Here is a 22,489-nt window from a genome sequence, read left to right as displayed (position 1 = left end):
AAGGTTCAGGCTTTCTGACTGACAAGCGCCAGATACGCTGCGCCGAGCCTTTCGTTGCCCGATGCGGCCATTTGGAGCGCTAGTTGCCACTGCGAGTCATCCCTCAGCTGTTGAGCGGGCCGGCTCAATGCCATGAAGACGTAGTCATGGAGATCTTCAGACGATGACAAGCCCAGCATTTCTGCCGCTTTCAGGTGTGTTCGAACCCGCGCAAGCCTGACGTACCGGCAATCCGTGTCGAACAGGGACGGTTCGTGTGTTTGTGCTTCTCTGAGCAAGCGATGTGGAAATGGGTCTTCAGCCAACGCTTGCCACAGGTCGGCGTCCATGGTCAGCATCTCCAGCGGAAAGGTGTTGCCGGCTCGGGAGCCATGACCCGGAACACGACCCCACAGCCGGCGCTCCACGTTGGCCCCCGGCACCCACCAAGAAACAATCGGCGCGACAAAGGAGTTCCACCAGCCGGGATCCGCCCTCTGGTGAAGTATCGGCAGCACCAGAGGGTCGTAGTACCGCAGCAAGTACGTGCAACCGTCGGGCCCCCTCGCGAGCATCGCATCGCTAAGATGGGTTGCCAGTGCGTCGGCCGGTTGTGTGCTGATGATCCACCCCTGTAGAGCATTGAGAAGGCGGCCGTGAAACGCTTCCATCAGGTTGCCGCAATCTGCGAGAGTCGTGGAGCGAGCTGCAAGAAGAAGCGGCGAGTAGGGGCGCAGCGCAGCCCATTTCTCGTTTTGTAGTAGCGGATAACAGCGGCCGCCGAATAGATCGTTCACCGCATGGCGCATTGAATCGTCCAGTCCGGCGATGTCGCTTACCGCGATCAGGTGGCGCTGCGGCCCTGGTGCCGACAGCTCGGTGAAGAGTTTCCGACTCAGCTCGCTCATGTTTTCACCACCGGGCTGTGATCGACGGCAGCTTTGATCCAACACCCAACGCACACCGGTTCGCCCACGATGGGCATTCCGTCGAGGTTGAGGGGAACTCCGCCTTGCCCGCCCGACAGATCGATGTTGCCCGCATTGAAATTGACGGCCGCGCCATTGAACTTCAGACCTCCAGAATCCAACGAGAGAACGCCGCCGGGCGTGCTCCAGCGTATCGAGTCCGCATGGACTTCATGATGTTGTGTCGTGATAGAGGCCATCTGGGCGGCTCGAAGTCTATGATGTCCTTCGACGTCGATTTCGATGTGGCCTCCCACTGTCGTCTTGTAGTCCGCTGCGATCCGCTCCACTCGATGGTTACCAATTTCCTCTAGGTAATCCTTGGAGATCGACACCTGCTGGCTTCGTTCAACAACGATGATTTGATCGCGTTTGACGATCAGATGCCGGTCTTGGCCAACATCGATGCGCTCGTCGCGCATGATCCGGTCTTGCCTGTCCTGTCCGACTCTCAGCATTTCGTCACGACCGACGCTTTCGCTGCGGTCATTTCCCACAAACGTCGTCTCGTCGTGATTGACGTGAATGTTCTGGTCCTTCTGCGCATGAACGTAGATCTCTTCTTGATCCAGTTCATCCTCGAAACGCAGCTCGTTGTACCCGTCGCCTTTGTGCGATTTGCTCTTGATCGTCATCCGCGTCTTGTGCTGCGGTAATTCGTAGGGGGGCAGGTTGGTCGCGCGATACGTGCGTCCGATGATGATGGGCTGATCGCAATCTCCATCCAGAAAGTCCACGATCACTTCCTGTCCAATGCGCGGAATCGCCATGTGGCCCCACGCGGCGCCCGCCCAGTTTTGCGAGACGCGGATCCAGCAGGAACTGTGTTCGTCGTGCCTGCCCAGGCGGTCCCACGGGAACTGGACCTTCACGCGGCCGTAGTCGTCGCAGTAGATTTCTTCGTTGGCGGGACCCACCACCGACGCGATTTGCGGGCCGTCGATGCGGGGTTTGCGAGCGGGTTCCGGCTTCCAGTCCACGCGGTCCGGGATGATGTCGGCGGTGTAGCGGTACTGGGTTCCTTGCAAGGCTTCTGCAGCTTCTTCCTGCTGGCTCGTGTGCTGCACACCGTGATGGCGCATGCGCACCGGCCGCCAGCCGTGGTTCCAGTCCTCTCGCGGATGGCCGGTCAGGTCGAACGCGACGCCGGGCACGAGCCGGGCGTCGTCGCCCTCGACCGTGGCCATGCGCGCATCGCGGCGCAGGCCCAGCAGGCGGCTTTGGGTGAAGGGCTTGCCGGCTTCGTCGCGCTTGTAGCGGCCGGGATAGTCGTAGCGTTCGTAACGGGTGGAGTGATGGGGCATGTCGCGCGCGACCGAAGAGTGTTCCTGGTCGTACTGCGGATGCGTGTAGGTGTAGTCGCGGTGGGTCTGTCGCGCGGTGCGCACGTGCTCGGCGTAGGTGAAGCGGTGCAGTGCGGGTTCCGGCTGGTCGCCTCCGGGCGTCGGGTTGTAAGCCACGGGACCGCCGTCGATCGTCCCGTGCACGTAGATGCGGTCGCCGTGGATCAGGCGGTGGCCATGGTCCGAATGGACAAACCGGTAGAACAAGCCTTCTTCAGCGGCGAGTCGATCGAGAAACTGCAGGTCGGTATCGCCCGCCTGCACGCAGTACTCGCGCGCCAGGTGCTCGTTGGTAGCGACCTGTTCGTAGTCGGTGATGCCATGGGATTTGAGGATCTGTTCGAGGATCTCGGGCACGGATTGCTGCTGGAAAATGCGCCAGTCCGAGCAGAGCGCCGTGCGCGCCAAGGCTGGTTCGACGACCGCGCGGTAGCGTGTCCTTCGGAAACCGGTATCGCCTTGCTCGAAACCGGTGACGACGCCGTGCACGTGCCGCACGGGCGTGTCGCCGCGCCAGATCGTGAATAGCGCAGGCTGGTCCAGCAGCGCGCCAAAATCCACCGCGGGGTCAAAGCTGGACAGCTCCACGCGCAGTTGGTAGGTCGAGGAGAGCGCTTCGTCGAGCGTGAATTCGATCACTTCGAAGTTGGCGCTGGCAGCGATGGGGGCGAACGTGAACCGCATGTCGGATAAACGGGGCATCTCGGTATCCTGTGCGGCCATGACGATTGGGGCAATCGTTATGGCCGCAGATGGTCAAGAAGAGGACTGAGTTACCGGTGTGGCAACTCCGGCGCCTGTGAGGCGCGATGAGCGCGAAGGGGCCGGGCCGTGCGGCGATTGGCACGGCCCGTCGCGCCCGGCTTAGCTTTCCAGCGGCTTGCGCCAGTCGTCCGAAGCTTCCGTGCCGGCGATCGCATGCGTCCACGTGATCTTGCGATACGCCATGGCCACCTTGATGAGCTGGGTGTAGTCCGCCTTGCTGGGATCCTGCGCATGCGGCAGGACGCTGGTGATGTCCACGATCGTGGCGTCTTCCAGTTCGGTGGTGAAGAAGTGCTCCTGCTTGCCGTCAATGGAAGTGCGGTACCACTTCACTTCGACCTTGGGCAGCATTTCGCCGGCGGCCAGGGCCTGGTACAGCAGCGGCGTCGCCTTGTTCAGCGCGCTGGTGAAGGTAAAGGGTTTGTGCACGCGCTGGCCGGAGGGTTGGCCGCTTTGCGGGTCGGTCGGGGTGTTGACGCGGTGCTCGATCTCTTGCACCAGGATCTGGTCTTCGTGGCCTTCCACGTAGACGTTGCCGACCGAGTCGGCGGTGAAGGCGCCCTGGGTGATGTTGCCTTGGGTCTTGCCGGTGATGCTGATATAGGCGGGAGTAGGCATGACGGATTCCTGTGTCGTCGTTGGGCCCGGTGGGGCCAGAAGCATCCCGAAGGTGGGATGCAACGACATATGCGAAATCCGTGCCAGGTTTGGCTAAGCGAAAAATACTGCTGTGAAATCAACGCTCTACGAACAAAAAGCGCCGAATGCGCTGCACGCGGGCCGCCGTCTTTGTCCGGCCACGCGCGTGTTTGCGCGATGAGCCGGGCCAGTTTTGACCCGGTTCATCGTAAGCCGTTGATTCATAAGATAAGAGACCGGGCCATATTTGGCCCGGGCGGGTCAAATATGGCCCGCCCCGCTGCTTATGCCGCGGCCCGGTAGCAGAACTCGCTGTCCTCGCAGTCGCCGCATCCGGGCGCGGCCGCGGCCGGCAGGCCGGCGTGTTCGCAGGCGGAGTAGGCCAGGAATTTCTTCCAGCGCATGTTGTCGACGTTGCGGCTCACCAGCCCGGGGTAGTGGCGCGCGAGCAGCACGGTGACGTCTTCGCGTCCGGACAGGCCCAGGTCGCGCCACAAGTGATCGGGCCGCAGGCAGGCGTGCGCGAGGATGCTGCTGACCCATTGGGTCGACTCGGGGCCGGGCGCGCGGTAGGCGTCCAGCAGCACGCGCATCAGTAGCGTGAACCCGGGTTGCGGATCGCTGGCGCCCTTGCCCACATAGGCGGCGAACTGTTCGCGCAGCGCCGACAGGGACGTGTCGAATCCGGTCAGGGCGCCGGGGAACAGATAGTCCAGAAGGTCCTTCAGTTCGGCGGGCGACAAGCCGCTGCGGGCCAGGTCCTCGTGCGCGATGCTGGTACCCAGGACCGCGGCAAAAAAGCCGGCATCGGGATGGACGGGAGGCGCGTGACGCAACAAGGCGTCGGCAAACCGTTGGGCCCGATCGGCGATGCGGGGGTCGGGAGTAAAGGGCGGCACGGGCTCGGCGTCCATGATGATCTGTTGCGGAAACGGTTTGCTAAGGTGTTAACTAAACGATGTAGGGGCGACTATATAACGAATAATCGGCGGGTTTGTGCCATCTACGGGTCAATCCCCGTTGGGACATACCCGAGGGTGTCCAGCGGGGACAGGTATCATCGGCATCCCTTTCATTGCCGACGTCTCCGCTACATGCCGCGCCCGTTCCGCCCCGTTGTCACCCGTCTGTTTGGCGCCGTCGCGCTGACGCTGGCCGGCATGGCGGCAGCGCCGCCACCGGCCCTGGCATCCGACATCGGCGCGGTCATCGAATCGATCCGCCTGTCGCGCTACCCGCTGCGCGAACCCGAGCGCCGGGTCTGGGGTACCGAGAACGTCAAGGACGTGGTGCTTGTCGGGCAGATGGAGAACCGCCTGTACCTGTACCGCTATGTGCGCGAGGGGGGCAAGGACTTCCGGTTGGATTTCCGGTCGCAGCCGCTGGTGATCGACCCCGAAGGCTGGACGGCCTCGCGTGAGGAGAATGTGGCGGTCAGGTCGCCGCGCGCAGGCGAAGCCTTTTATTGGGTCGGCCTGGCCGATCGCCGCACCCCGGCCGGCAAGGCCACCGGGTTTCTGGTGGACGGCAAGGGCGAGGCTGCATCCGTGAATGCAGACGTGCAGCTTGCCGTGGTCACGAGCGGCCGGCCGTGGGATGAGGCGCGCCGGGCGCAGGCCATGACGACACTGCAGGCGGCGCTGCGCGAGTATCCGTCGCGGCTGGACGCGTTTCCCGCGCAGGTGCGCTTCGAGCACCAGACGGCGCCGGATGTGACGGCCACGTTCCGAACCCTGCATCAGGTGGCGCGCGCCATTCCGCGCGCCAAGACGGCCGACTTCCAGCGGGCGCTGGCCGATCTGCGCCGTTTTGTGATGGCGCAGGATTATCGCGAGATCGATCCGGACGGCAAGGACGCCGAGATGACGACCGCCTTGAACGACTACGGCTTCTGGCTGGCCGAGTCGGGCGACACGGCGCAAGCGGACCGCATCCTGACCGACGTGCTGCGGCGCGATCCGTCGCGCACCGCCGCCTACCTGAACCGCGCCGACGCCCGCTGGAAGCAGCGCGAGACGTCGCGCGAGGAACGCGCCTACTACGAGGCGCTGGCGCGCGAGGACTACCGGCTGTATTGCACGCGGCGCCTTGCGGCCAAGGAAGCCATTCCCGGCAACGTTGCCGCCCGCATCGGCGCCGCGCTGGAAACCCCGGCGCTTGATGCGACGGCCTGCCGTCCGCGCCTGGCGATCTTTCAGGCGATCCAGGCCGGTGATGTGAACGCGGTGCGCGCCGAGCTTGCCGGCGGTCAGGATCCGAACGGCGTGAACGAATACGGCAGGTCCGCGCTGGCCGTGGCCGTGTCGCGCAAACAGCTCGAGATGGTGCGCGCGCTGCTGGATGCGGGCGCGAAGGCGGATGGTCCTGACAACGGGTTCTCGCTGGTGGCCAGCGCATTGCCCGACGCCAAGGACACCCGCCCGGCCGCAGAGCGCTACGCGCTGGCCGACATGCTGATCGCCGCGGGCGCGCCGGTGGATGCATTGGACTCCAACGGCACACCGCTGCTGATGCGCCGCATCTCCTACTACAGCGACAGCAAGGACAACCTGGTCTACCTGCTGGAAAAGGGCGCCAATCCGAACGCGCGCGAAAAGAATGGGCGCTCGCTGCTGCACGCGGCGCTGCAAACCCCGAAGAACTTCTGGTTCGCCGAAAAGCTGCTCGCGCGCGGCGCGGACATCAATGCCGCCTATATCCGCATGTATTACGGAAACAGCCCCATGTGGGAAACGCCGCTGCTCTCGGCGTTGCGCGAATTTCCGGGCGGCGACCTGACGCCGGCCGCGACCTATCCCGTCCCCGAGCGCGTGACGTTTGCGCTGGCGCACGGGGCCGATCCCGCGGTGGGCGGCTACGGCGCGACGAAAGAGAAGCCGGACCGCAATGGACTGGACGAGGGCCTGTCGCTGGCGGCCCGCTATCTTCAGCCGGGTCTGATCGATCAATTGGTACAGGCCGCGCGCCCGCCTCAGGCGCCGCTGTCCACGGAGCCGCTGTCCAGCCTGTTGTCGGTGTGGAACCGCGCGGAGCAACGCGCGGCGGCCGACGGCAACAGCGCGGCATGGGACGGTCAGCGCGCGCGGCTGCGCGCCACCGCCGACCGCCTGGTGGCGGCGGGCGTGCCGCTTGCGGCCGCGGCGGACGCGGCGGTGCCACTGCGCAACCGGATCGCGCCGCTCGGCCTGCCGTGGCTGCCCGACGATCTGTACGAGGCCTGGTTGAAGGCGGGGGCGGACCCCACGGACCGGAGCGATCCGGACCTGCGGCTGGAAGGCGTTGCCGCGCCGGACGCGCTGCCGCTCGTGACCATGCTGAGCCTGGGCAAGGACAACAAGGTGCGCTTGTTGCTGGAATACGGCGGCACGCCCCGGACGCCGGCGCGTTGCGGCATGGCCGTGGCGGATGTGCTGGCCTGGCAGTTGGGCAATAGCGGTCCGGTGAGCCCGATGGGCGGACGCGCGGTCAAGCAGGTGCTCGATGCGGCCGCAGGCCCGGCGGGGTGCGATCTGAACCAGACCGCGCGCGTGCAGCCCTTCGTTGGCGTGACGGCCACGGAACTGGCGCGTCGCGCCGACGTGGCCCTTACGGCGGCCGGCCCGGCGCGCTGACCCACGCGGGCGCGCCGGCACGGCAGCCCGCCGCCGCCGTGTTGCCCGCCACGCGCGGTCGTGGCTTTCATTTGAGCGCAGCAAAAAAAACAGGCGCCCGAGGGCGCCTGTTCTGCTTGCCTGAACGGCAGGCCGTCTTACATGGCGTGGCCCATGTTGACGTTCATGTTGTACAGCACCCAGGCCGAACCACCGACGATGATGAAGATGATCATCACGGTGAAGACAAACGTGGCCAGGTTGTCGCGGGACGACTTCGATGCGCCCATGTGCAGGAAGTACACCAGCTGGACCAGCAGCTGGAGTATGCACAGCGCCACCACGCCAATGATGGTGGCGGTGTGGGACAGCGCGCCGTGCATCACCAGGCCGAACGAGCCGAAGGTGAGCAGCAGCGAGAGCACGAAACCGATGATGTAGGACTTCAGGCTGCCGTGATCGGCGGCGTGATCGTCGTGGCCGTGTGCGGCCGCAGCGGAGTGCGACATCAGAGGGCTCCCAGGAGGTAGACAAAGGTGAAGACGCAGATCCAGACGATGTCCAGGAAGTGCCAGAACAGGCTCAGGCACGCCAGACGACGCTTGTTGATCGAGTCCAGGCCATGGCGGCGGATCATGTCGAGCATGACGATGATCCAGATCAGGCCAAAGGTCACGTGCAGGCCGTGCGTACCGATCAGCGTGAAGAACGCGGACAGGTAGGCGCTGCGGCCCGGACCGGCGCCGATGCTGATCAGGTGATGGAATTCATAGATTTCCATCGCGATGAAGCCCGCGCCGAACAGGAACGTGACCATCAACCAGCCCATGGCACGGCTCTTGTTGTTGGCGTGCACGTTCAGGTTGGCCATGCCGAAGGTGAAGCTGGACACCAGCAGCAACAGCGTTTCGACCAGGACGAAGTTCAGGTCGAACAGTTCCTTGCCGGACGGTCCGCCCGCGGTGGCGTTGGACAACACCGCGAACGTGGCGAACAGCACCGAAAAGATCAGCAAGTCGCTCATCAGATAGACCCAGAAACCGAAAACGGTCTTGGATCCATCGTCGTGATGCGCGTGATCGTCGTGACCCGCGTGGGGGTGAGTGGCTACGGCTTGAATCATGGCTCAGGCGGCCTTCTGCATTTTGTCAAAGTGAGCGTTTTCGATGCGTTCGACTTCCGCGGCCGGGACCCAGTAGTCGACGTCGCGGTCATAGGCGCGAACGATGAACGAACCGATCATGCCCACGAGGCCGGCGATCGACAGCCACCAGATGTGCCAGATCAGCGCAAAGCACATGACCAGGCCAAAGGCGCCAATCCAGACACCAGCGGCGGTGTTCTTCGGCATGTGGATGTCTTCGTACTTGGCCGGGCGCTTGTAGGCCTTGCCGCTTTGCTTGTCTTCCCAGAACTGGTCCAGTTCATCGACGTGAGGAACGTGGGCGAAGTTGTAGAAAGGCGCGGGCGACGAGATCGACCATTCCAGGGTGCGGCCATCCCAGGGATCGCCGGTGACGTCCTGGTTCTGCTTGCGCTGACGCACGGAGACGAACACTTGCTGCAGCAGGAAGAAGATGCCCAGCATGATCAGCGCGGCGCCAGCCAGCGCGACCAGCAGGTACGGCTGCCATTCGGGGTTGTCGTAGTGGTTCAGGCGGCGCGTCATGCCCTTGAAGCCCAGGATGTACAGGGGCATGAAGGCCAGGAAGAAGCCGACGAACCAGCAGTAGAACGAGTAGCGGCCCAGACGTTCGTTCAGCGTGAAGCCGAACGCCTTCGGGAACCAGTAGATCATGCCGGCGATGCAGCCGAACACCACGCCACCGATGATGGTGTTGTGGAAGTGCGCGATCAGAAACAGGCTGTTGTGCAGCACGAACGACACGCCGGGGATGGCCAGCATCACGCCGGTCATGCCGCCGATGACGAAGACGATCATGAAGCCCAGCGTCCACAGCACCGGCGTCGTGATGCGCAGGCGGCCGCGGTAAATGGTGAACAGCCAGTTGAAGATCTTCGCCCCGGTCGGGATCGAGATGATCATTGTCGCTATGCCGAAGAAGGCATTGACGTTGGCCCCCGCACCCATGGTGAAGAAGTGGTGCAGCCAGACCAGGAACGACAGCACGCCGATGGCGGCCGTGGCGTAGACCATGGACTTGTAGCCGAACAGCGTCTTGCGGGCGAACGTGGCAACGATTTCCGAATACACGCCGAAAGCCGGGAGCACCAGGATGTAGACCTCGGGGTGGCCCCAGATCCAGATCAGGTTCACGTACATCATGACGTTGCCGCCACCGTCGTTCGTGAAGAAGTGCGTGCCCAGGTAGCGGTCCATCGTCAGCAGCGCCAGGGTCGCGGCCAGCACGGGGAAGGCGGCGACGATCAGGACGTTGGTGACCAGCGAGGTCCACGTGAAGATCGGCATCTTCATCAGGGTCATGCCAGGCGCGCGCATGCGCAGGATGGTGACGATGAAGTTGATGCCGCTAAGCGTTGTTCCCAGACCGGAGATCTGCAGCGCCCAGAGGTAGTAATCCACCCCCACGCTTGGACTGTAGTCCAGCCCGGACAGCGGCGGATACGCGAGCCAGCCGGTCGCGGCGAATTCGCCCACGAACAGCGAGATCATCATCAGCGCGACGCCGGCGCCGAACAGCCAGAAGCTCAGCGAGTTCAGGAACGGGTACGCCACGTCGCGGGCGCCGATCTGCAGCGGCACGACGATGTTCATCAGCCCGGTGATGAAGGGCATCGCCATGAAGAAAATCATGATGACGCCGTGGGCGGTGAAGATCTGGTCGTAGTGGTGCGGGGGCAGGAAGCCGGCCGAGTCTGCTGACGCGACGGCAAGCTGCGTGCGCATCATGATGGCGTCGGCAAAGCCGCGCAGCAGCATGATGAGCGCAACGATGATGTACATCACACCGATGCGCTTGTGGTCGACGGTGGTGAGCCACTCCGTCCAGAGGTACTTCCACTTCTTGAAGTAGGTGATGGCGCCGAAGACCGCTAGGCCTCCCAGGCACACGGCGGCCAGCGTAACCATGACGATGGGGTCATGGTACGGAATGGCCTCGAGGGTGAGTTTCCCGAGCATTGTTAGTTGATTCCTGCGATCAGATTATTCGACGTGGAGGTGCACGTGGCGGAGTCCACGCCGGCCATCTTGGTCATCGTGCTGCCCAGAATGAAATCAAACATGGCGGGCGGCGCCGACGAGTACTTCACGACCGGATTGCGCTCGCTGCGCTTGGTCAGTTCCGCGTAGACCTCGGGGGTCAGGGCGGTGGGAGAAGCCTTGGCTTCCTTGATCCAGTTGTCGAATCCTTCCTGCGACATGGCGTGGGCCTTGAAGCGCATGCCCGAGAAACCGCCGCCGCTGTAGTTGGCCGAAATGCCGGCGTAGGTGCCGATTTCGCGCGCGTTCAGGTGCAGCTTGGTTTCCATGCCGGCCATCGAGTAGATCTGGCTGCCGAGCTGGGGGATGAAGAAGGAATTCATCACCGATGCCGACGTGATCCGGAAGTTGACCGGAACGTCCACGGGGAACGCGATCTCGTTGACCGTGGCGATGTCGTACTCGGGGTAGATGAACAGCCACTTCCAATCCAGGGAGACCACCTCGATGGTCACCGGCTTGTGTTCGGACACGAGCGGCTTGTAGGGATCCAGCGCGTGCGTGGAGCGCCAGGTGATCACGGCCAGGATCGCCACGATGATGCAAGGGACGGTCCAGACGACGGCTTCGATTGCCGTGGAGTGAGCCCACTTGGGCTGGTAGTCGGCTTTGGTGTTGGAAGCGCGGTACTTCCACGCAAAAGCCACGATCATGATGAGGACGGGAATGACAACGATGAGCATGAGCCCGGTCGCCGTCAGCAGCAACGTCTTTTCCTGGATGCCGATATCTCCCTTGGGGGAGAGGATTTCCATGTTGCAGCCGCCAAGCAGCATGACCGCGCCGACGCCAAATATGCGCGTAAGGGTCGCAAGGAGGGGGTGTTTCACGTACAGCCTTGGATGGAAAGGTGGGAAATGCTGCAGAGCAGCAGACTGGAATGCTGCTAGGCAGCAACCTCCATCCTATCGGTTTGATTTTGGTCAAGCGTGCGACGAATGGTCGCATTGCCTGGGAGGAATCCGGCCCAAGGGCGTCGGATTCAGGGTTTTCCTAGGGGAGTAGACGCCCCGAGGGGAGGGGGGGGGGGTGCGACGATATGTCGCACCTGCACACGGGGGTGTTGTAAAGATGTGTCGCCCCGCAGCATTCAATCCGCGATGACTTCGCGTTCCGGCCCCGGTTTTTTTGCCAGCTTGCGCTGAAGCGAGCGCCGGTGCATGCCCAGGAGGCGCGCCGCGGCGGAAACATTGCCGCCGGTCTCGTGCAGGGCCTGATGAATGTGCTCCCATTCTAGGCGGTGCAATGGGGTCATGGTCGTTTCGATCGTAACCGTTTCTGGCTTCACCAGACCCAGCGTGCGCAGGATCATGGGCGCCGTGGCCGGCTTGGGCAGATAGTCGTCGGCGCCGCGCTTGATGGCTTCCACGGCGGTCGCCACGCTGGCGTAGCCCGTGACCAGCAGGATGCGCATGTCTTCGCGCAGCGCGCGCAGCGGCCGGATGAGGGTCAGGCCGGAGTCTTCGCCCAGGCGCAGGTCGACCAGGGCAAAGGCCGGACGGATTTCTTCGGCCACGCGCAGCGCCTCGGCGATGCCGGTGGCGGTGCGGGTTTCCAGACCGCGGCGCGACAGGCTGCGTTGCAGGGTGCGCACGTAGAGTTCGTCGTCGTCGATCAGCAGGCCAAGATCGTTTGCATTCATCACATTCAGGTCCCGGGGTTGCCGAGAGGTAAATAAAAGCGGATGCGGGTGCCGCCGCCTTCGGCCGCGGTCATCGTCATTTCGCCGCCCAACTGCTCCACCGTGGCATGCGAGAGGGCCAGGCCCACGCCCAGTCCTCCCGGCTTGCCGCTGTTGAACAGGCTGGTCGCCGGCAGCATGGCATGGTCGGGATCGAAACCCCGTCCGTAATCGCGGACTTCGCCACGCAGGGCGCCGTAGCCGTATTCCAGGTGCAGGTCCACGCGGGGCGCGTCGGCGGCCTCGCCCGCGTCGGCAGCGTTGTTCAGCAGCGCCTGCAAGAGGTGGGCGATGGCCGGATCGACGCGCAGGCTGGTGGGCAACGTGCCCGAGCGCTGCAGGTCGATGGTCGGGCGGATCAGGCGCCATTGCCCCACCACACGAACCAGATCCACGGCGGTTGGGACCGCCAGATTGCGGATCCGTTCCCGGCACAGGGCCAGAAGCTGGCTCAGGGTGGTGACGTCGGCCCGCAGGTCTTCGTCGTCCTGGACTTCGGCGGCAATCTCGTCAGTCAGCAGCGTCATGGTGGCGAGCGGCGTGTTCAGCTCGTGCGCCATGGCGGCCGCGTGCGTGGCCAGGGCGACGATGCCCTCGTTGCGGGTGAAGCGTTCGCGCAGGCGGGCAAGCTCACGCTCACGGGCGCGCATGTCGGCGGCCAGCCGGGTCGAAAACACCAGCACGACCACCACCGAAATCAGGAAATTGGCACCCAGGCCCCAGAGCAGCAGGCTATGGGGATCGACGTCGCCGCGCAGGGGCTGACCGAAGATCGCGGCGGCGCCATAGCCCAGCACGCCGGCCAGCGCGGCCGCAAGCGCCCAGTTGCGCGGCAGCGCCAGCGCGGCCAGGGCGGTCAGGATCAGGAACATCGTCCCGAACGGGTTGCTGATGCCGCCGCTCCAGCCCACCATCCAGGCGAGCACCGCCATGTCGACAAACAGATGGCCGAAGGCGGTGGCGTGGGAGAGGTCGCGCGGGTGGCGCAGGCGCAGGCTGGCGTAGACGTTGAAACCGATCAACAGGCCCACGCCCAGCCACAACGGTTCCAGCGGCAGATCCAGCCGCAGCAGGCTGCTGACGAGCAGGATGGTGGCGGCCTGGCCCGCGATGGCGAGCCAGCGCAGGCTGCAAAGGGTACGCAGGAATGAAAAGGCGGAACTACCGGGCATATCCAGATACAGAGGCGCCGGCCAGCCTGCCGGCAGTTACGGGCGCCCGGCTGCGCGGAACGCTGGCATCCTGAGCGCGGCGGCGGTGGCCGGCTGCCGCCTGGCCGGGTGGGCACGGGCGGCGGATGTGCAGGCATTGTATGGCGAATCGGAGCCAGCCGCCGGGCCATGCCCGGCGTTATGCGTCCCTGATATCACCGGTCTGACTGAATGGCGCCCGTGCCGCGTTGGGGCACGGGCCACTATATATAGATCAGTGGCCGTGGCTGGCCGCCGGCGCGGCGGTGGCGTTCAGCGGCCGCGCCACCGCGTCCACGGGAATGCGCCGCTGTTGCTTGGAGCCGTCTTCAACGATCAGCGTCAGCGCGACATGGTCGCCGGCCGCGATGGGCTTGGCCAGGTCGATCAGCATCACGTGGTAGCCGCCCGGTTTCAGTTCCACCGCCTTGCCGGCCGGCAGATCGATGCCCGCCACCTGGCGCATCTTCATGACGTTGTCCTGCATGGCCATCTCGTGCACTTCCACGTGCTTGGCAGCCTGGGACTCCACGCCGACCAGCCGGCCGGATTCGGCGGCGGTCAGGCGCATGAACGCGCCGGTCGCGTGCTGGTTGGGCACCGTGGCGCGCACCCATGCGTCCTCCACGGTCAGTCCGGCGGTCTGAGCCAGCGCCATCGGGCCAAAGCCGGCCAGCGCCAATGCGAGCGCGGCGGCCACGGGTTTGATCGAAATCTTCTTCATGAGCGTTTCCTTGGATATTGGGTCAGAGGACGGTGCGCAGGTCCTGCGCGCTGTCCTGGGCACTTTGTTCGTGGCGCAGCGCGATGCGCAGCTTGCCCTGGGCATCGATGACATAAGTCAGCGCGGTGTGGTCCATGGTGTAGGAGGAACCGGTGGGCACCTTCTGGAAGAACACCTTGAACGACTGGGCGGCGGCGCGGGTCTGTTCGGCCGTGCCGCGCAGGCCGATGAAGCCGGGATCGAAGGCCTGGGTGTACGCGCGCAGGATCTCGGGCGTGTCGCGCTCGGGGTCCACGGTGATGAACAGCACGCGCAGCTTGTCCGCGTCCGCGCCCAGCAGGGACTTGATCTCGACGGCGCGGGTCAGCGCGGTCGGGCAGACGTCCGGGCATTGCGTGAAGCCGAAGAACAGCATGATGGGGTGGCCCTGGTAATCGGCCAGCCGCCGCGTCTGGCCGTCGGTGTCCTGTAGCTGGAAGTCGCCGGTGGGCATGCCGGACAGATCCATGCCGTGCAGGGGCGGGGTGTCCTTGCCGCAGGCGGCCAGGGGCAGCAGGGCCAGGGTGGAAAGCAGCAGACGGCGCCGCGGATCGGGCGCGACGCCGCTCGGCGCGCCAGCGGACGCGCGGGTAAACAGCGAATTCATGGGTACCTCTGGATTGACGAGTCGGCCGCGCAGCCGGGGCGCGCGGCGGGGCAGTCCGTGCCCGTTGCGGATGCGCAAGGGGCACGGAAGATCCGGGACGGGGTCAGGCCAGCGGGGGTGGGGCGCGCGATCCGAGGGGTGGACCATGGGCGGGCTGCGCGGGCAGCGCGCGATGGGCGGAGAAGGGCGGGGCGTGCCCGGCTGCCGTCAGCAGCAGCGGCACCATGGGCGGTGCGGTGGCGGGCGTGACGTGGACGAGCAGTCCGAAGGGACATTGGGCGCCCGTATTGGCGGTGTCGTGCCCGGCCTTGCCGCCTTCGGCCGGGAGCGCCAGGCTGATCGCCGACAGGTTGCCCGCCGCCGAGCAGAAGGTGACTTCCAGGCGGCCGTCATGCAGGGCGCGGGTGTCCGGCATATAACCGGCCGGCACCAGCGCGCGCAGCGCCAGGGCCAGCAGCGCCAGCCACAGCACGCCGTCGGCGCGCAGGGCCCGCAGCGTGCAAAGGAGGCGGGTCGGGTAAGACCGGGTCGCGTAAGACATGAGAGGCATTCTATGCCAAGCGGTCCCGATTTCTTGGTACCCTTGAACGCACTTCTTTCCGACACGCGACCCCGTGCCCCAGGTTTCAGAGCTTTCCTTGTCCGTTTCGAGCGTGTCCGTTCCGACCTTGTCCGTTTCGACCGTGTCCGCTTCGACCTTGCCCATTTCCAACTTGTCCAGCAGTGTACCGCCCGCCGGACGGGGGCGTGCCGGGCCCTATACGCGCTTATGGTTGGGCGCGTTGATGGCGGCATTACTTGTGCTGCTGACCGCGTGCGGCACGGCCAAGGTCCAGCCAGGCTATTACCGGGTCCAGTCGGGCGACACCCTCTATCAGATTGCGCGCAAGGAAGGCACCACGGTCAGTAATCTGGTCCGGTGGAACAATCTGTCGAACTCCAATACGATCGAAGTCGGCCAGCTGCTGCGGGTCGAGCCGCCCGCCGGGCAGGCGCGCTCCGCGCCGCCCAGCAAGGCCAGCACCAAACCCAAACCCGCGCCGCGCGCCACCGCGTCGCCCGGCAAACGGCGGACGGCGCCGCCCGGCGCGATTTCGCTGGTCTGGCCCGCGCAGGGCAAGGTCACGCGCGGCTACGACGGTTCGGGCTCGAACGGCATCGTCATCAGCAACGCCGCCGGCACGCCGGTCGTCTCGGCGGCCCCGGGCACCGTGGCCTATTCGGGCAGCGGCCTGCGCGGTTACGGGCATCTGGTGATCGTCAAACACAACGCCAACTTCCTCAGCATCTACGCGCACAACAGCAAGCTGCTGGTCAAGGAAGGCCAGCGCGTGACGCAAGGACAGAAGATCGCCGAGATGGGCAACAGCGACAGCAAGCAGGTCGGGCTGTACTTCGAACTGCGCTACGACGGCCAGGCGGTCGACCCGGCGGGCTCGCTGCCGCCGAAGTAGGCTGCCATCTGCGCGTTGCGGCAGGTGTCTGACACCCTGGGGAGACGACCGTCAACTCGCGGTAGCCTCGCAGAGGGTGTCAGACACCGAGATCCACGAGCCCCCCGGATCTACGGCGCTTCCTGCGTCAGCGTCGAGATGAACGTGGCCGTGCGCGGATCCTGCGGTTGTGAGAACACCGTGCGGGAATCGCCGGCTTCGACCACCACGCCATCCAGCAGAAACACCACTTCCCGCGACACGCTGGCTGCCAGCCGCAAATCATGCGTGGCCATCAGCATCGTCATGCCTTCCGCGGCTAGCTGGCGCAGGACGTCCACGACTTCCGCCGCTAAACCCGGGTCCAGCGCCGACGTCGGCTCGTCGCAGAGCAGAACACGCGGCGCGGGTGCAAGCGCGCGGGCGATCGCCACGCGTTGTTGCTGGCCGCCGGACAGGTTTGCGGGCCACGCGTCGGCCTTTTCCAGCATCCCCACCTTGCGCAGCAATTCCTCCGCCCGCGCCCGCGCACGATCGGCAGGCCATTTCTGGACCGTCACCAACCCTTCCATCACATTGCCGATCACGGTCTGATGCGGAAAGAGCTGGAAGTTCTGGAACACCATGCCGGTCTGCATGCGCACGGCCTGGACTTGTTCACGCGTGAGCTTGCGGCCGGGTTCAAAGTCGACCGTTTCGGGTCCGATCTCCAGCCGCCCGCGATCCGGCACTTCCAGCAGGTTCACGCAGCGCAGCAGGGTGCTCTTGCCGCTGCCGGAAGGGCCGATCAGGGCGGTGACGCTGCCTTCGTCGATCTGCACATCCACCTGCTTGAGCACGGGATTGCCGCCGAAGGACTTTTCGATTTTTTCAAGCCGGATCATCGGGTCTTCTCGCTAAACATCGCGTGCTGGCCGAAACGCCGCTCCAGCCGCACCTGCGCCGCGGACAGGACGGAACTGAAGGCCAGATAGATCAGCGCGGCCTCGGTGTACAGGATCAGCGGCTCGTACGTGACCGCGGCGATGCGCTGGGCAGCCTGGAAAATCTCGGGCACCGTCAGCACGGCGGCGAGCGACGTGTCCTTGACGAGCGCGATGAAGGAATTGGACAGCGGCGGCACGGCCACGCGGGCCGCCTGCGGCAGGATCGTGCGGCGCAGGGCCTGGCCGCGCGTCATGCTGAGCGAATAGGCCGCTTCCCATTGGCCCTTGGTGATCGATTCGATCGCGCCGCGGATCACCTCGGAGTTATAGGCGCCGACGTTCAGCGTGAAGCCGATGAGCGCGGCGGGCAGCGGGTCCAGCACGATGCCCACGCTGGGCAGGCCATAGAAGATCACGAACAGCTGCACCAGCAGCGGCGTGCCGCGGATCAGCCAGACGTAAAAGCGCACCACGGCCACCAGCGGCGCCGGGCCGAACAGGCGGATGAGCGCCACCACGAACGCCAGCGCCAGGCCCAGCGCAAAGGACATCAGCGTGAGCGGCACCGTGAACACCAGCCCCGCGTGCAGCAGCGGCCAGAACGAATCCGCCATCAGCTGCACCCAGGCCGGCACCGACCATTCGCCTATTTTTGCCAGCAGCCAGTCCGGCAGGAAGGCGTGAAGCCAAGGAGGCAGCGTCATGGGCGCTCCAGAGGTTTACTGCGCGGACAGGTCCGTGCCGAAGTATTTGACCGAGATGGTCTTGTACGTGCCGTCCGCCTTGATGTCGGCCAGGGCCTTGTTGATGGCGGCCTGCAGCTCAGGATTGTTCTTGCGGATCAGGACGCCCGAGTTGCTGAACTCCGCCGTCTTGTCCGTGGCCGCGATCTTCACGCGGGCATTGGGCTTTTGCTTCTTGAAGTCCAGGAACGACAGGTTGTCGTTGACGGTGGCCTCGACACGGCCGGAGGTCAGCAGATCGATGGCTTCGTTAAAGCCCTGCACGGCGACAACTTCCGCGCCGTGGCTCTGCGCCAGCTTGCCGAAATTGCTGGTCAGCGTGTTGGCGGACTTCTTGCCCTTCAGGTCCGCGAAGGACTTGATGCTGGTGTTGTCGTCGCGCACGATCAGCACGGCGGCCGACGAGATGTACGGATCGGAGAAGTCGTACTTCGCGCGACGCGCATCGGTGATGCCCACCTGGTTGATGACGGCGTCGTAGCGCTTGGCATCCAGGCCGGCGATCAGGCCGTCCCACTTGCCTTCGATGAATTGCGCCTTCACGCCCAGGCGCTCGGCGATGGCGCGGCCGATGTCCACGTCAAAGCCGGTAAGCTTGCCGGATGCATCGTGGAAGGTGAACGGCGCGTAGGTGCCTTCGGTGCCAATCTTGAAGACGCCCGCGGATTTGATCTGGTCCAGTTCGGACTGGGCATGGGCGGCGGACAGGGCGGCGACCTGGACGAGGCCGGCGATGAAAAGCGTACGAAAGAGTTTCATGGCAATGCTCCACGGATGATCACTGTGGAGAGCATGTGGGCCTGCAATGCCCTCCGGCGTAGCGGCACTCTAACAACCGGCCTATTTTTCCACAAAGCATAAGGAATAGTAAAAATATAGCCACAGGTCATATAGCGTTACCAGACGCCCGGCGCAGTCGGCCCGGGATCCTTCAGGCATTACCTTGATGGAGACGGATGTGCAACAGCAATGGAACAGGCGCGCGTTCATGATGGCGGCCGCGGGCGCGGCGGCGGCGGGATCGATGCCAGCGCAAGGCGCCGGTGGCGCGGCGGCGCTGCCGGGCGGCGGCAGCATCACCGACGTGGCGGGCTTGCGGGTCGGGCATTACACGGAAACGCGTCGCCCTACCGGGTGCACGGTCATCATTGCCGACGCGGGCGCGACGGGCGGCGTGGACGTGCGCGGCGCGGCGCCGGGCACGCGCGAGACCGACCTGCTCAATCCGATCAACATGGTCGACAAGGTGCACGCGATCGTGCTGACGGGCGGCAGCGCGTTCGGGCTGGATGCAGCCTCGGGCGTGATGCGGTATCTGGAAGAAAAGAAGATCGGCTTTGATGTGGGCGTGGCCTTCGTGCCCATCGTGCCGAGCGCGGTGCTGTTCGACCTGGGCGTGGGCGACGCGTCGGTGCGGCCCGATGCCGCCGCAGGTTATCAGGCCTGCCGGGCCGCCACCGCCGACGCGGCCCAGGAAGGCAACGTGGGCGCGGGGGCGGGGGCGACGGTAGGCAAGCTATATGGTCCCCAGCGCGCCATGAAGGGCGGCATCGGCAGCGCGTCGCTGACCGTGGCGGGCGTGACGGTGGGAGCGATTGTCGCGGTCAACGCGGTGGGCGATGTGCTGGACCCCGCTACCGGGCGCATCCTGGCCGGCGCGCGCACGGCGGACGGCAGGACGCTGCACGACACCCGCGCGGCCATCCTGGCGGGCGATCTGCCCAAGTCCATGCGCGCGGGCGCGTCCACCACCATTGGCGCGGTGGCCACCGATGCGCGGCTCACCAAGGCCGAAGCCCAGAAGATCGCCGGCATGGCGCATGACGGCCTGGCTCGCACGATCAACCCCATCCACACCATGCTCGACGGCGACACGATCTTTGCGCTGGGCACGGGCGCGTCGGGCAATACGGCCAACGTGATGCTGCTGGGCGTCATGGCGGCCGAAGCGATGGCGATCGCGGTGCAGCGCGCAGTCCTGGCCGCGCGCGCCATCGAAGGCTATCCGGCCGCGGTGGATTTCGTGGGGTGATGCCGCTGTCCCGCCGCTGTCATATAAGCGCGCCATGATGACAGGCGCCGGCATGCCGCCGGCGCGGGGGCGCACATGCAGGAAGGCGAACGACTCAATGGCGTGACGCATCTGGCCGGGCTGGCGCTGGCGGTGCTGGCATCCGGCGCATTGATCACGCGCGCGGCCGAGCTGCGGGTGGACACGCGCCAGATCATCAGTTGCGCGGTGTTCGCGGCGTCGATGATCGCGGTGTATGCGTCGTCTTCGCTGTTTCATTGCTCGCGGGGGCGCCGCAAGGAAATGTGGGCCAAGGCGGACCACTGCGCCATCTATCTGCTGATCGCCGGCACGTACACGCCGCTGGCGTTTGGCCCCGTGGACCATCGTTGGGGCGCCGCGATGGGCGTGGCGATCTGGCTGCTGGCCTTCGTGGGCATCAGCCGCGAACTCTGGTGGGCGCGCAACGCGCCGCCCGCCTTGCCGCTGTACCTGGCGATGGGCTGGCTGGGCGTGGCCTTCGCCGCGCCAATCGCGGGGGCGCTGTCGACGGCGGGGCTGACGTGGCTGCTGGCGGGCGCGGCCATCTATACCTGCGGCACGCTGTTCTACGCCAACGACCAGCGCTGGCGGCATGCGCACGGCATCTGGCACCTTTTCGTCATGGCGGGCACGGCGTGCCACTTCGTGACGGTGTTCGGGTTTCTGGAGCACGCGCCGGCGTAGCGTGCCCAGGCGCCGACCCTCGGACGGAAGCGGCTATCGCCAAGCCGCCAGCGGCAGCATGCCTTCGCGGTTCTTCACCTTGCGCATGACGATGTGCGAGCACAGATCGCGCATGCCCGGGATCTTGCTGAGCTTGTCTTCGACAAAATTCGAAAACGCAGCCAGGTTGCGCGTGCGCACGGTCAGGATGTAGTTGGACGCGCCCGTGACGATGCAGGCTTCGGTGATCTCGTCGTGCAGCGCGATGCCCGCCATGAATTCCTCGTGCCAGCCGGCGCGCGACTGGTCCAGCGACACATGGACGATGGCCTCCAGCTCGAAGCCCAGTTTTTCGGCGTCCAGCACCGCGCGGTAGCCGCGGATGAGCCCGGCTTCTTCAAGCGCGCGCACGCGGCGCAGACAGGCGGACGGCGACAGCGCCACCTGTTCGGCCAGGTCCTGATTGCTGAGGTGTCCGTCCTCCTGCAGGCGGGCAAGTATGCGCTGGTCTATGGCGTCGATCTGCATGGCGCAATCCAGTTCAAAAAAATGATGGTGAATGCAATTTAATGCGGAAAATTCGGGTAAGTCACGACCGATTTTGCAATTTTTCGGACCGAGTGCGCTGATAGCATGTATCCCGAATCCAGTTGGAAGGAACGGAACATGAACACTCGTGAAGCCTGCGTCAACGCCGATCGCCAGGACCCCCTGGCCCGCGTGAAAGAACAATTCGATCTGCCGCCCGGCGTTCTCTACATGGACGGCAATTCCCTGGGCGTCCTGCCCAAGACCGCCGCCGCCCGCGCCGCGCAGGTCATCGCGGACGAATGGGGCAACGGCCTCATCCGCAGCTGGAACACGGCGGGGTGGTTCGACCTGCCGGCGCGCCTGGGCGACAAGCTGGGCCGCCTGCTGGGCGCGCGCGAGGGCGAACTGGTCGTCACCGACACCACGTCGCTCAACATCTTCAAGGCGCTGGCCGCCGCGCTGCGCATCCAGCAGCACAAACAACCCGCGCGCCGCGTCATCCTGTCCGAGCGCGACAACTTCCCCACCGACCTCTACATGATCCAGGGCATGATCGACCTGCTGCAGCAGGGCTACGAAATGCGCCTGATCGACGACGACCTGCCGCTGGACAAGGCGCTGGACGATTCCGTCGCCGTCATGCTGCTGTCCCACGTCAATTACCGCAGCGGCCAGATGCACGACATGGCCGCCGTGACGGCGAAGGCGCACGAGCGCGGCGCGCTGGCCATCTGGGACCTGGCGCATGCGGCCGGCGCGGTGCCCGTCGACCTGAATGGCGCCAACGCCGACTTCGCGGTGGGCTGCACGTACAAGTACCTGAACGGCGGCCCCGGTTCGCCCGCCTTCATCTGGGTTGCGCCACGGCACACCAAGGATTTCTGGCAGCCGCTGTCGGGCTGGTGGGGACACAGCCGCCCCTTTGACATGGCCGTGGCCTATGAGCCCGCGGGCGGCATCCGCCGCTACCTGTGCGGCACGCAGCCAATCGTGTCGCTGTCGCTGGTCGAGTGCGGCCTGGACGTGGCGCACGCCGCCGGCATGGACGAAGTCCGCAAGAAGTCGCTGGCGCTGGGCGACCTTTTCATCGACCTCGTTGAATCGCGTTGCGCCGGCCACCCGCTGACGCTGGTGACGCCGCGCACGCATGCCGATCGCGGCAGCCACGTGAGCTTTCGCCATCCCAACGGCTTTGAAGTCATGCAGGCATTGATCGCGCGCGGCGTGATCGGCGATTACCGCGAGCCCGAGGTCCTGCGTTTCGGCCTGACGCCGCTGTATTTCGGCTACGCCGACGTGTGGGACGCGGTCGACATCCTGAAGAACGTGCTGGACAACCGGGAATGGGACAAGCCCGAGTTCAAGCAGCGGTCCGCCGTGACCTGATCGCCGGAAATCAGGCCTCATCGCGCCGGCCCCGGAGGCCGTACA

General features: G+C 65.3%; 22 protein-coding genes. 5 read left to right on the top strand and 17 right to left on the bottom strand.

Annotated features, from left to right (window positions below; genetic code table 11):
- Positions 1-5 precede the first annotated feature (5 nt).
- The 4 genes from QEP15_RS20100 to QEP15_RS20085 form a co-directional block, all read right to left on the bottom strand.
- Complete coding sequence (locus tag QEP15_RS20100) at positions 6-887, bottom strand: DUF4123 domain-containing protein (protein WP_280147923.1); 882 nt, start codon at positions 885-887, stop codon at positions 6-8.
- Positions 884-2,992 carry a type VI secretion system Vgr family protein gene (locus tag QEP15_RS20095; protein ID WP_280147922.1) on the bottom strand — a complete coding sequence of 703 codons (2,109 nt, stop codon included), beginning with the start codon at positions 2,990-2,992 and terminating at the stop codon, positions 884-886. The genes QEP15_RS20100 and QEP15_RS20095 overlap by 4 nt, the downstream gene beginning before the upstream one ends.
- Positions 2,993-3,154: 162 nt before the next feature.
- Positions 3,155-3,673: an Hcp family type VI secretion system effector gene (locus QEP15_RS20090; RefSeq protein WP_056326349.1), complete on the bottom strand. Its 519-nt coding sequence runs from the start codon at positions 3,671-3,673 to the stop codon at positions 3,155-3,157.
- 305 nt (positions 3,674-3,978) lie between these two features.
- Positions 3,979-4,608 carry a nitrogen fixation protein NifQ gene (locus tag QEP15_RS20085; RefSeq protein WP_152382373.1) on the bottom strand — a complete coding sequence of 210 codons (630 nt, stop codon included), beginning with the start codon at positions 4,606-4,608 and terminating at the stop codon, positions 3,979-3,981.
- A gap of 180 nt (positions 4,609-4,788) precedes the next feature.
- Between QEP15_RS20085 and QEP15_RS20080 the strand changes: the two genes are divergently transcribed.
- Positions 4,789-7,305: an ankyrin repeat domain-containing protein gene (locus QEP15_RS20080; RefSeq protein ID WP_280147921.1), complete on the top strand. Its 2,517-nt coding sequence runs from the start codon at positions 4,789-4,791 to the stop codon at positions 7,303-7,305.
- A 137-nt stretch (positions 7,306-7,442) separates the two neighbouring features.
- Here the strand turns inward: QEP15_RS20080 and cyoD are convergent, their stop codons facing one another.
- The 9 genes from cyoD to QEP15_RS20035 all read right to left on the bottom strand — a co-directional run bounded on the left by cyoD (position 7,443) and on the right by QEP15_RS20035 (position 15,250).
- Positions 7,443-7,793, bottom strand: coding sequence for a cytochrome o ubiquinol oxidase subunit IV (gene cyoD, locus QEP15_RS20075; RefSeq protein WP_056326358.1), 351 nt, complete (start codon positions 7,791-7,793; stop codon positions 7,443-7,445).
- Positions 7,793-8,407: a cytochrome o ubiquinol oxidase subunit III gene (cyoC, locus tag QEP15_RS20070; protein ID WP_056326361.1), complete on the bottom strand. Its 615-nt coding sequence runs from the start codon at positions 8,405-8,407 to the stop codon at positions 7,793-7,795. The genes cyoD and cyoC overlap by 1 nt, the downstream gene beginning before the upstream one ends.
- Before the next feature lie 3 nt (positions 8,408-8,410).
- Positions 8,411-10,387, bottom strand: coding sequence for a cytochrome o ubiquinol oxidase subunit I (cyoB, locus tag QEP15_RS20065; protein WP_152382371.1), 1,977 nt, complete (start codon positions 10,385-10,387; stop codon positions 8,411-8,413).
- 2 nt (positions 10,388-10,389) lie between these two features.
- A complete protein-coding gene (cyoA, locus tag QEP15_RS20060; RefSeq protein WP_063956547.1) occupies positions 10,390-11,298 on the bottom strand; it encodes a ubiquinol oxidase subunit II in 909 nt (302 codons plus the stop codon).
- A gap of 260 nt (positions 11,299-11,558) precedes the next feature.
- On the bottom strand, positions 11,559-12,110 hold the full coding sequence (locus QEP15_RS20055; RefSeq protein WP_180098020.1) for a response regulator transcription factor: 552 nt from the start codon (positions 12,108-12,110) through the stop codon (positions 11,559-11,561).
- Positions 12,111-12,115: 5 nt separating this feature from the next.
- On the bottom strand, positions 12,116-13,321 hold the full coding sequence (locus QEP15_RS20050; protein ID WP_152382370.1) for a HAMP domain-containing histidine kinase: 1,206 nt from the start codon (positions 13,319-13,321) through the stop codon (positions 12,116-12,118).
- Between the two features lie 253 nt (positions 13,322-13,574).
- Positions 13,575-14,063 (bottom strand): copper chaperone PCu(A)C, encoded by a 489-nt coding sequence (locus QEP15_RS20045; protein ID WP_152382369.1) that lies wholly within the window; start codon positions 14,061-14,063, stop codon positions 13,575-13,577.
- A 22-nt stretch (positions 14,064-14,085) separates the two neighbouring features.
- Positions 14,086-14,709, bottom strand: a complete 624-nt coding sequence (locus QEP15_RS20040) for an SCO family protein (RefSeq protein WP_152382368.1) — start codon at positions 14,707-14,709, stop codon at positions 14,086-14,088.
- Positions 14,710-14,812: 103 nt separating this feature from the next.
- Positions 14,813-15,250 (bottom strand): DUF2946 family protein, encoded by a 438-nt coding sequence (locus QEP15_RS20035; RefSeq protein ID WP_152382367.1) that lies wholly within the window; start codon positions 15,248-15,250, stop codon positions 14,813-14,815.
- Between the two features lie 244 nt (positions 15,251-15,494).
- On the opposite strand from QEP15_RS20035, the gene QEP15_RS20030 reads away from it, so the two are divergent.
- Entirely contained in the window at positions 15,495-16,163 is a 669-nt protein-coding gene (locus tag QEP15_RS20030) for a peptidoglycan DD-metalloendopeptidase family protein (RefSeq protein WP_280147920.1), read from the top strand.
- A gap of 110 nt (positions 16,164-16,273) precedes the next feature.
- Here the strand turns inward: QEP15_RS20030 and QEP15_RS20025 are convergent, their stop codons facing one another.
- The 3 genes from QEP15_RS20025 to QEP15_RS20015 form a co-directional block, all read right to left on the bottom strand.
- Entirely contained in the window at positions 16,274-17,026 is a 753-nt protein-coding gene (locus tag QEP15_RS20025; protein ID WP_062838685.1) for an amino acid ABC transporter ATP-binding protein, read from the bottom strand.
- The gene (locus QEP15_RS20020; RefSeq protein WP_056327000.1) at positions 17,023-17,703 is read right to left on the bottom strand and encodes an ABC transporter permease subunit; all 681 of its coding nucleotides are present in this window, start codon (positions 17,701-17,703) and stop codon (positions 17,023-17,025) included. Before QEP15_RS20020 ends, QEP15_RS20025 begins: the two co-directional genes overlap by 4 nt.
- Positions 17,704-17,787: 84 nt before the next feature.
- Positions 17,788-18,570 carry an amino acid ABC transporter substrate-binding protein gene (locus QEP15_RS20015; protein ID WP_063952100.1) on the bottom strand — a complete coding sequence of 261 codons (783 nt, stop codon included), beginning with the start codon at positions 18,568-18,570 and terminating at the stop codon, positions 17,788-17,790.
- A gap of 187 nt (positions 18,571-18,757) precedes the next feature.
- Between QEP15_RS20015 and QEP15_RS20010 the strand changes: the two genes are divergently transcribed.
- Positions 18,758-19,843 (top strand): P1 family peptidase, encoded by a 1,086-nt coding sequence (locus tag QEP15_RS20010; protein ID WP_280148935.1) that lies wholly within the window; start codon positions 18,758-18,760, stop codon positions 19,841-19,843.
- A gap of 75 nt (positions 19,844-19,918) precedes the next feature.
- Positions 19,919-20,548 (top strand): PAQR family membrane homeostasis protein TrhA, encoded by a 630-nt coding sequence (gene trhA, locus QEP15_RS20005; RefSeq protein ID WP_175155165.1) that lies wholly within the window; start codon positions 19,919-19,921, stop codon positions 20,546-20,548.
- Positions 20,549-20,581: 33 nt separating this feature from the next.
- Here trhA and QEP15_RS20000 read toward each other — a convergent pair whose 3' ends face one another.
- Positions 20,582-21,055 (bottom strand): Lrp/AsnC family transcriptional regulator, encoded by a 474-nt coding sequence (locus QEP15_RS20000; protein WP_152382365.1) that lies wholly within the window; start codon positions 21,053-21,055, stop codon positions 20,582-20,584.
- 138 nt (positions 21,056-21,193) lie between these two features.
- Here QEP15_RS20000 and kynU point away from each other — a divergent pair, with 138 nt between their 5' ends.
- Positions 21,194-22,444 (top strand): kynureninase, encoded by a 1,251-nt coding sequence (gene kynU, locus QEP15_RS19995; protein WP_152382364.1) that lies wholly within the window; start codon positions 21,194-21,196, stop codon positions 22,442-22,444.
- Positions 22,445-22,489 lie beyond the last annotated feature (45 nt).

Source organism: Achromobacter mucicolens, from assembly GCF_029866465.1.
Taxonomy (GTDB): Bacteria; Pseudomonadota; Gammaproteobacteria; order Burkholderiales; family Burkholderiaceae_B; genus Achromobacter; species Achromobacter mucicolens.
The sequence above is the reverse complement of the archived record's forward strand: the minus strand, read 5'-3'. Positions and strand labels throughout refer to the sequence as shown.

Bases quoted from the DNA above. Each gene is read 5' to 3' on its own strand.
- QEP15_RS20100 (WP_280147923.1), bottom strand. From the start codon at position 887: ATGAGCGAGCTGAGTCGGAAACTCTTCACCGAGCTGTCGGCACCAGGG.
- QEP15_RS20095 (WP_280147922.1), bottom strand. From the start codon at position 2,992: ATGCCCCGTTTATCCGACATGCGGTTCACGTTCGCCCCCATCGCTGCC.
- QEP15_RS20090 (WP_056326349.1), bottom strand. From the start codon at position 3,673: ATGCCTACTCCCGCCTATATCAGCATCACCGGCAAGACCCAAGGCAAC.
- QEP15_RS20085 (WP_152382373.1), bottom strand. From the start codon at position 4,608: ATGGACGCCGAGCCCGTGCCGCCCTTTACTCCCGACCCCCGCATCGCC.
- QEP15_RS20080 (WP_280147921.1), top strand. From the start codon at position 4,789: ATGCCGCGCCCGTTCCGCCCCGTTGTCACCCGTCTGTTTGGCGCCGTC.
- cyoD (WP_056326358.1), bottom strand. From the start codon at position 7,793: ATGTCGCACTCCGCTGCGGCCGCACACGGCCACGACGATCACGCCGCC.
- cyoC (WP_056326361.1), bottom strand. From the start codon at position 8,407: ATGATTCAAGCCGTAGCCACTCACCCCCACGCGGGTCACGACGATCAC.
- cyoB (WP_152382371.1), bottom strand. From the start codon at position 10,387: ATGCTCGGGAAACTCACCCTCGAGGCCATTCCGTACCATGACCCCATC.
- QEP15_RS20055 (WP_180098020.1), bottom strand. From the start codon at position 12,110: ATGAATGCAAACGATCTTGGCCTGCTGATCGACGACGACGAACTCTAC.
- QEP15_RS20050 (WP_152382370.1), bottom strand. From the start codon at position 13,321: ATGCCCGGTAGTTCCGCCTTTTCATTCCTGCGTACCCTTTGCAGCCTG.
- QEP15_RS20045 (WP_152382369.1), bottom strand. From the start codon at position 14,063: ATGAAGAAGATTTCGATCAAACCCGTGGCCGCCGCGCTCGCATTGGCG.
- QEP15_RS20040 (WP_152382368.1), bottom strand. From the start codon at position 14,709: ATGAATTCGCTGTTTACCCGCGCGTCCGCTGGCGCGCCGAGCGGCGTC.
- QEP15_RS20035 (WP_152382367.1), bottom strand. From the start codon at position 15,250: ATGTCTTACGCGACCCGGTCTTACCCGACCCGCCTCCTTTGCACGCTG.
- QEP15_RS20030 (WP_280147920.1), top strand. From the start codon at position 15,495: ATGGCGGCATTACTTGTGCTGCTGACCGCGTGCGGCACGGCCAAGGTC.
- QEP15_RS20025 (WP_062838685.1), bottom strand. From the start codon at position 17,026: ATGATCCGGCTTGAAAAAATCGAAAAGTCCTTCGGCGGCAATCCCGTG.
- QEP15_RS20015 (WP_063952100.1), bottom strand. From the start codon at position 18,570: ATGAAACTCTTTCGTACGCTTTTCATCGCCGGCCTCGTCCAGGTCGCC.
- QEP15_RS20010 (WP_280148935.1), top strand. From the start codon at position 18,758: ATGGAGACGGATGTGCAACAGCAATGGAACAGGCGCGCGTTCATGATG.
- trhA (WP_175155165.1), top strand. From the start codon at position 19,919: ATGCAGGAAGGCGAACGACTCAATGGCGTGACGCATCTGGCCGGGCTG.
- QEP15_RS20000 (WP_152382365.1), bottom strand. From the start codon at position 21,055: ATGCAGATCGACGCCATAGACCAGCGCATACTTGCCCGCCTGCAGGAG.
- kynU (WP_152382364.1), top strand. From the start codon at position 21,194: ATGAACACTCGTGAAGCCTGCGTCAACGCCGATCGCCAGGACCCCCTG.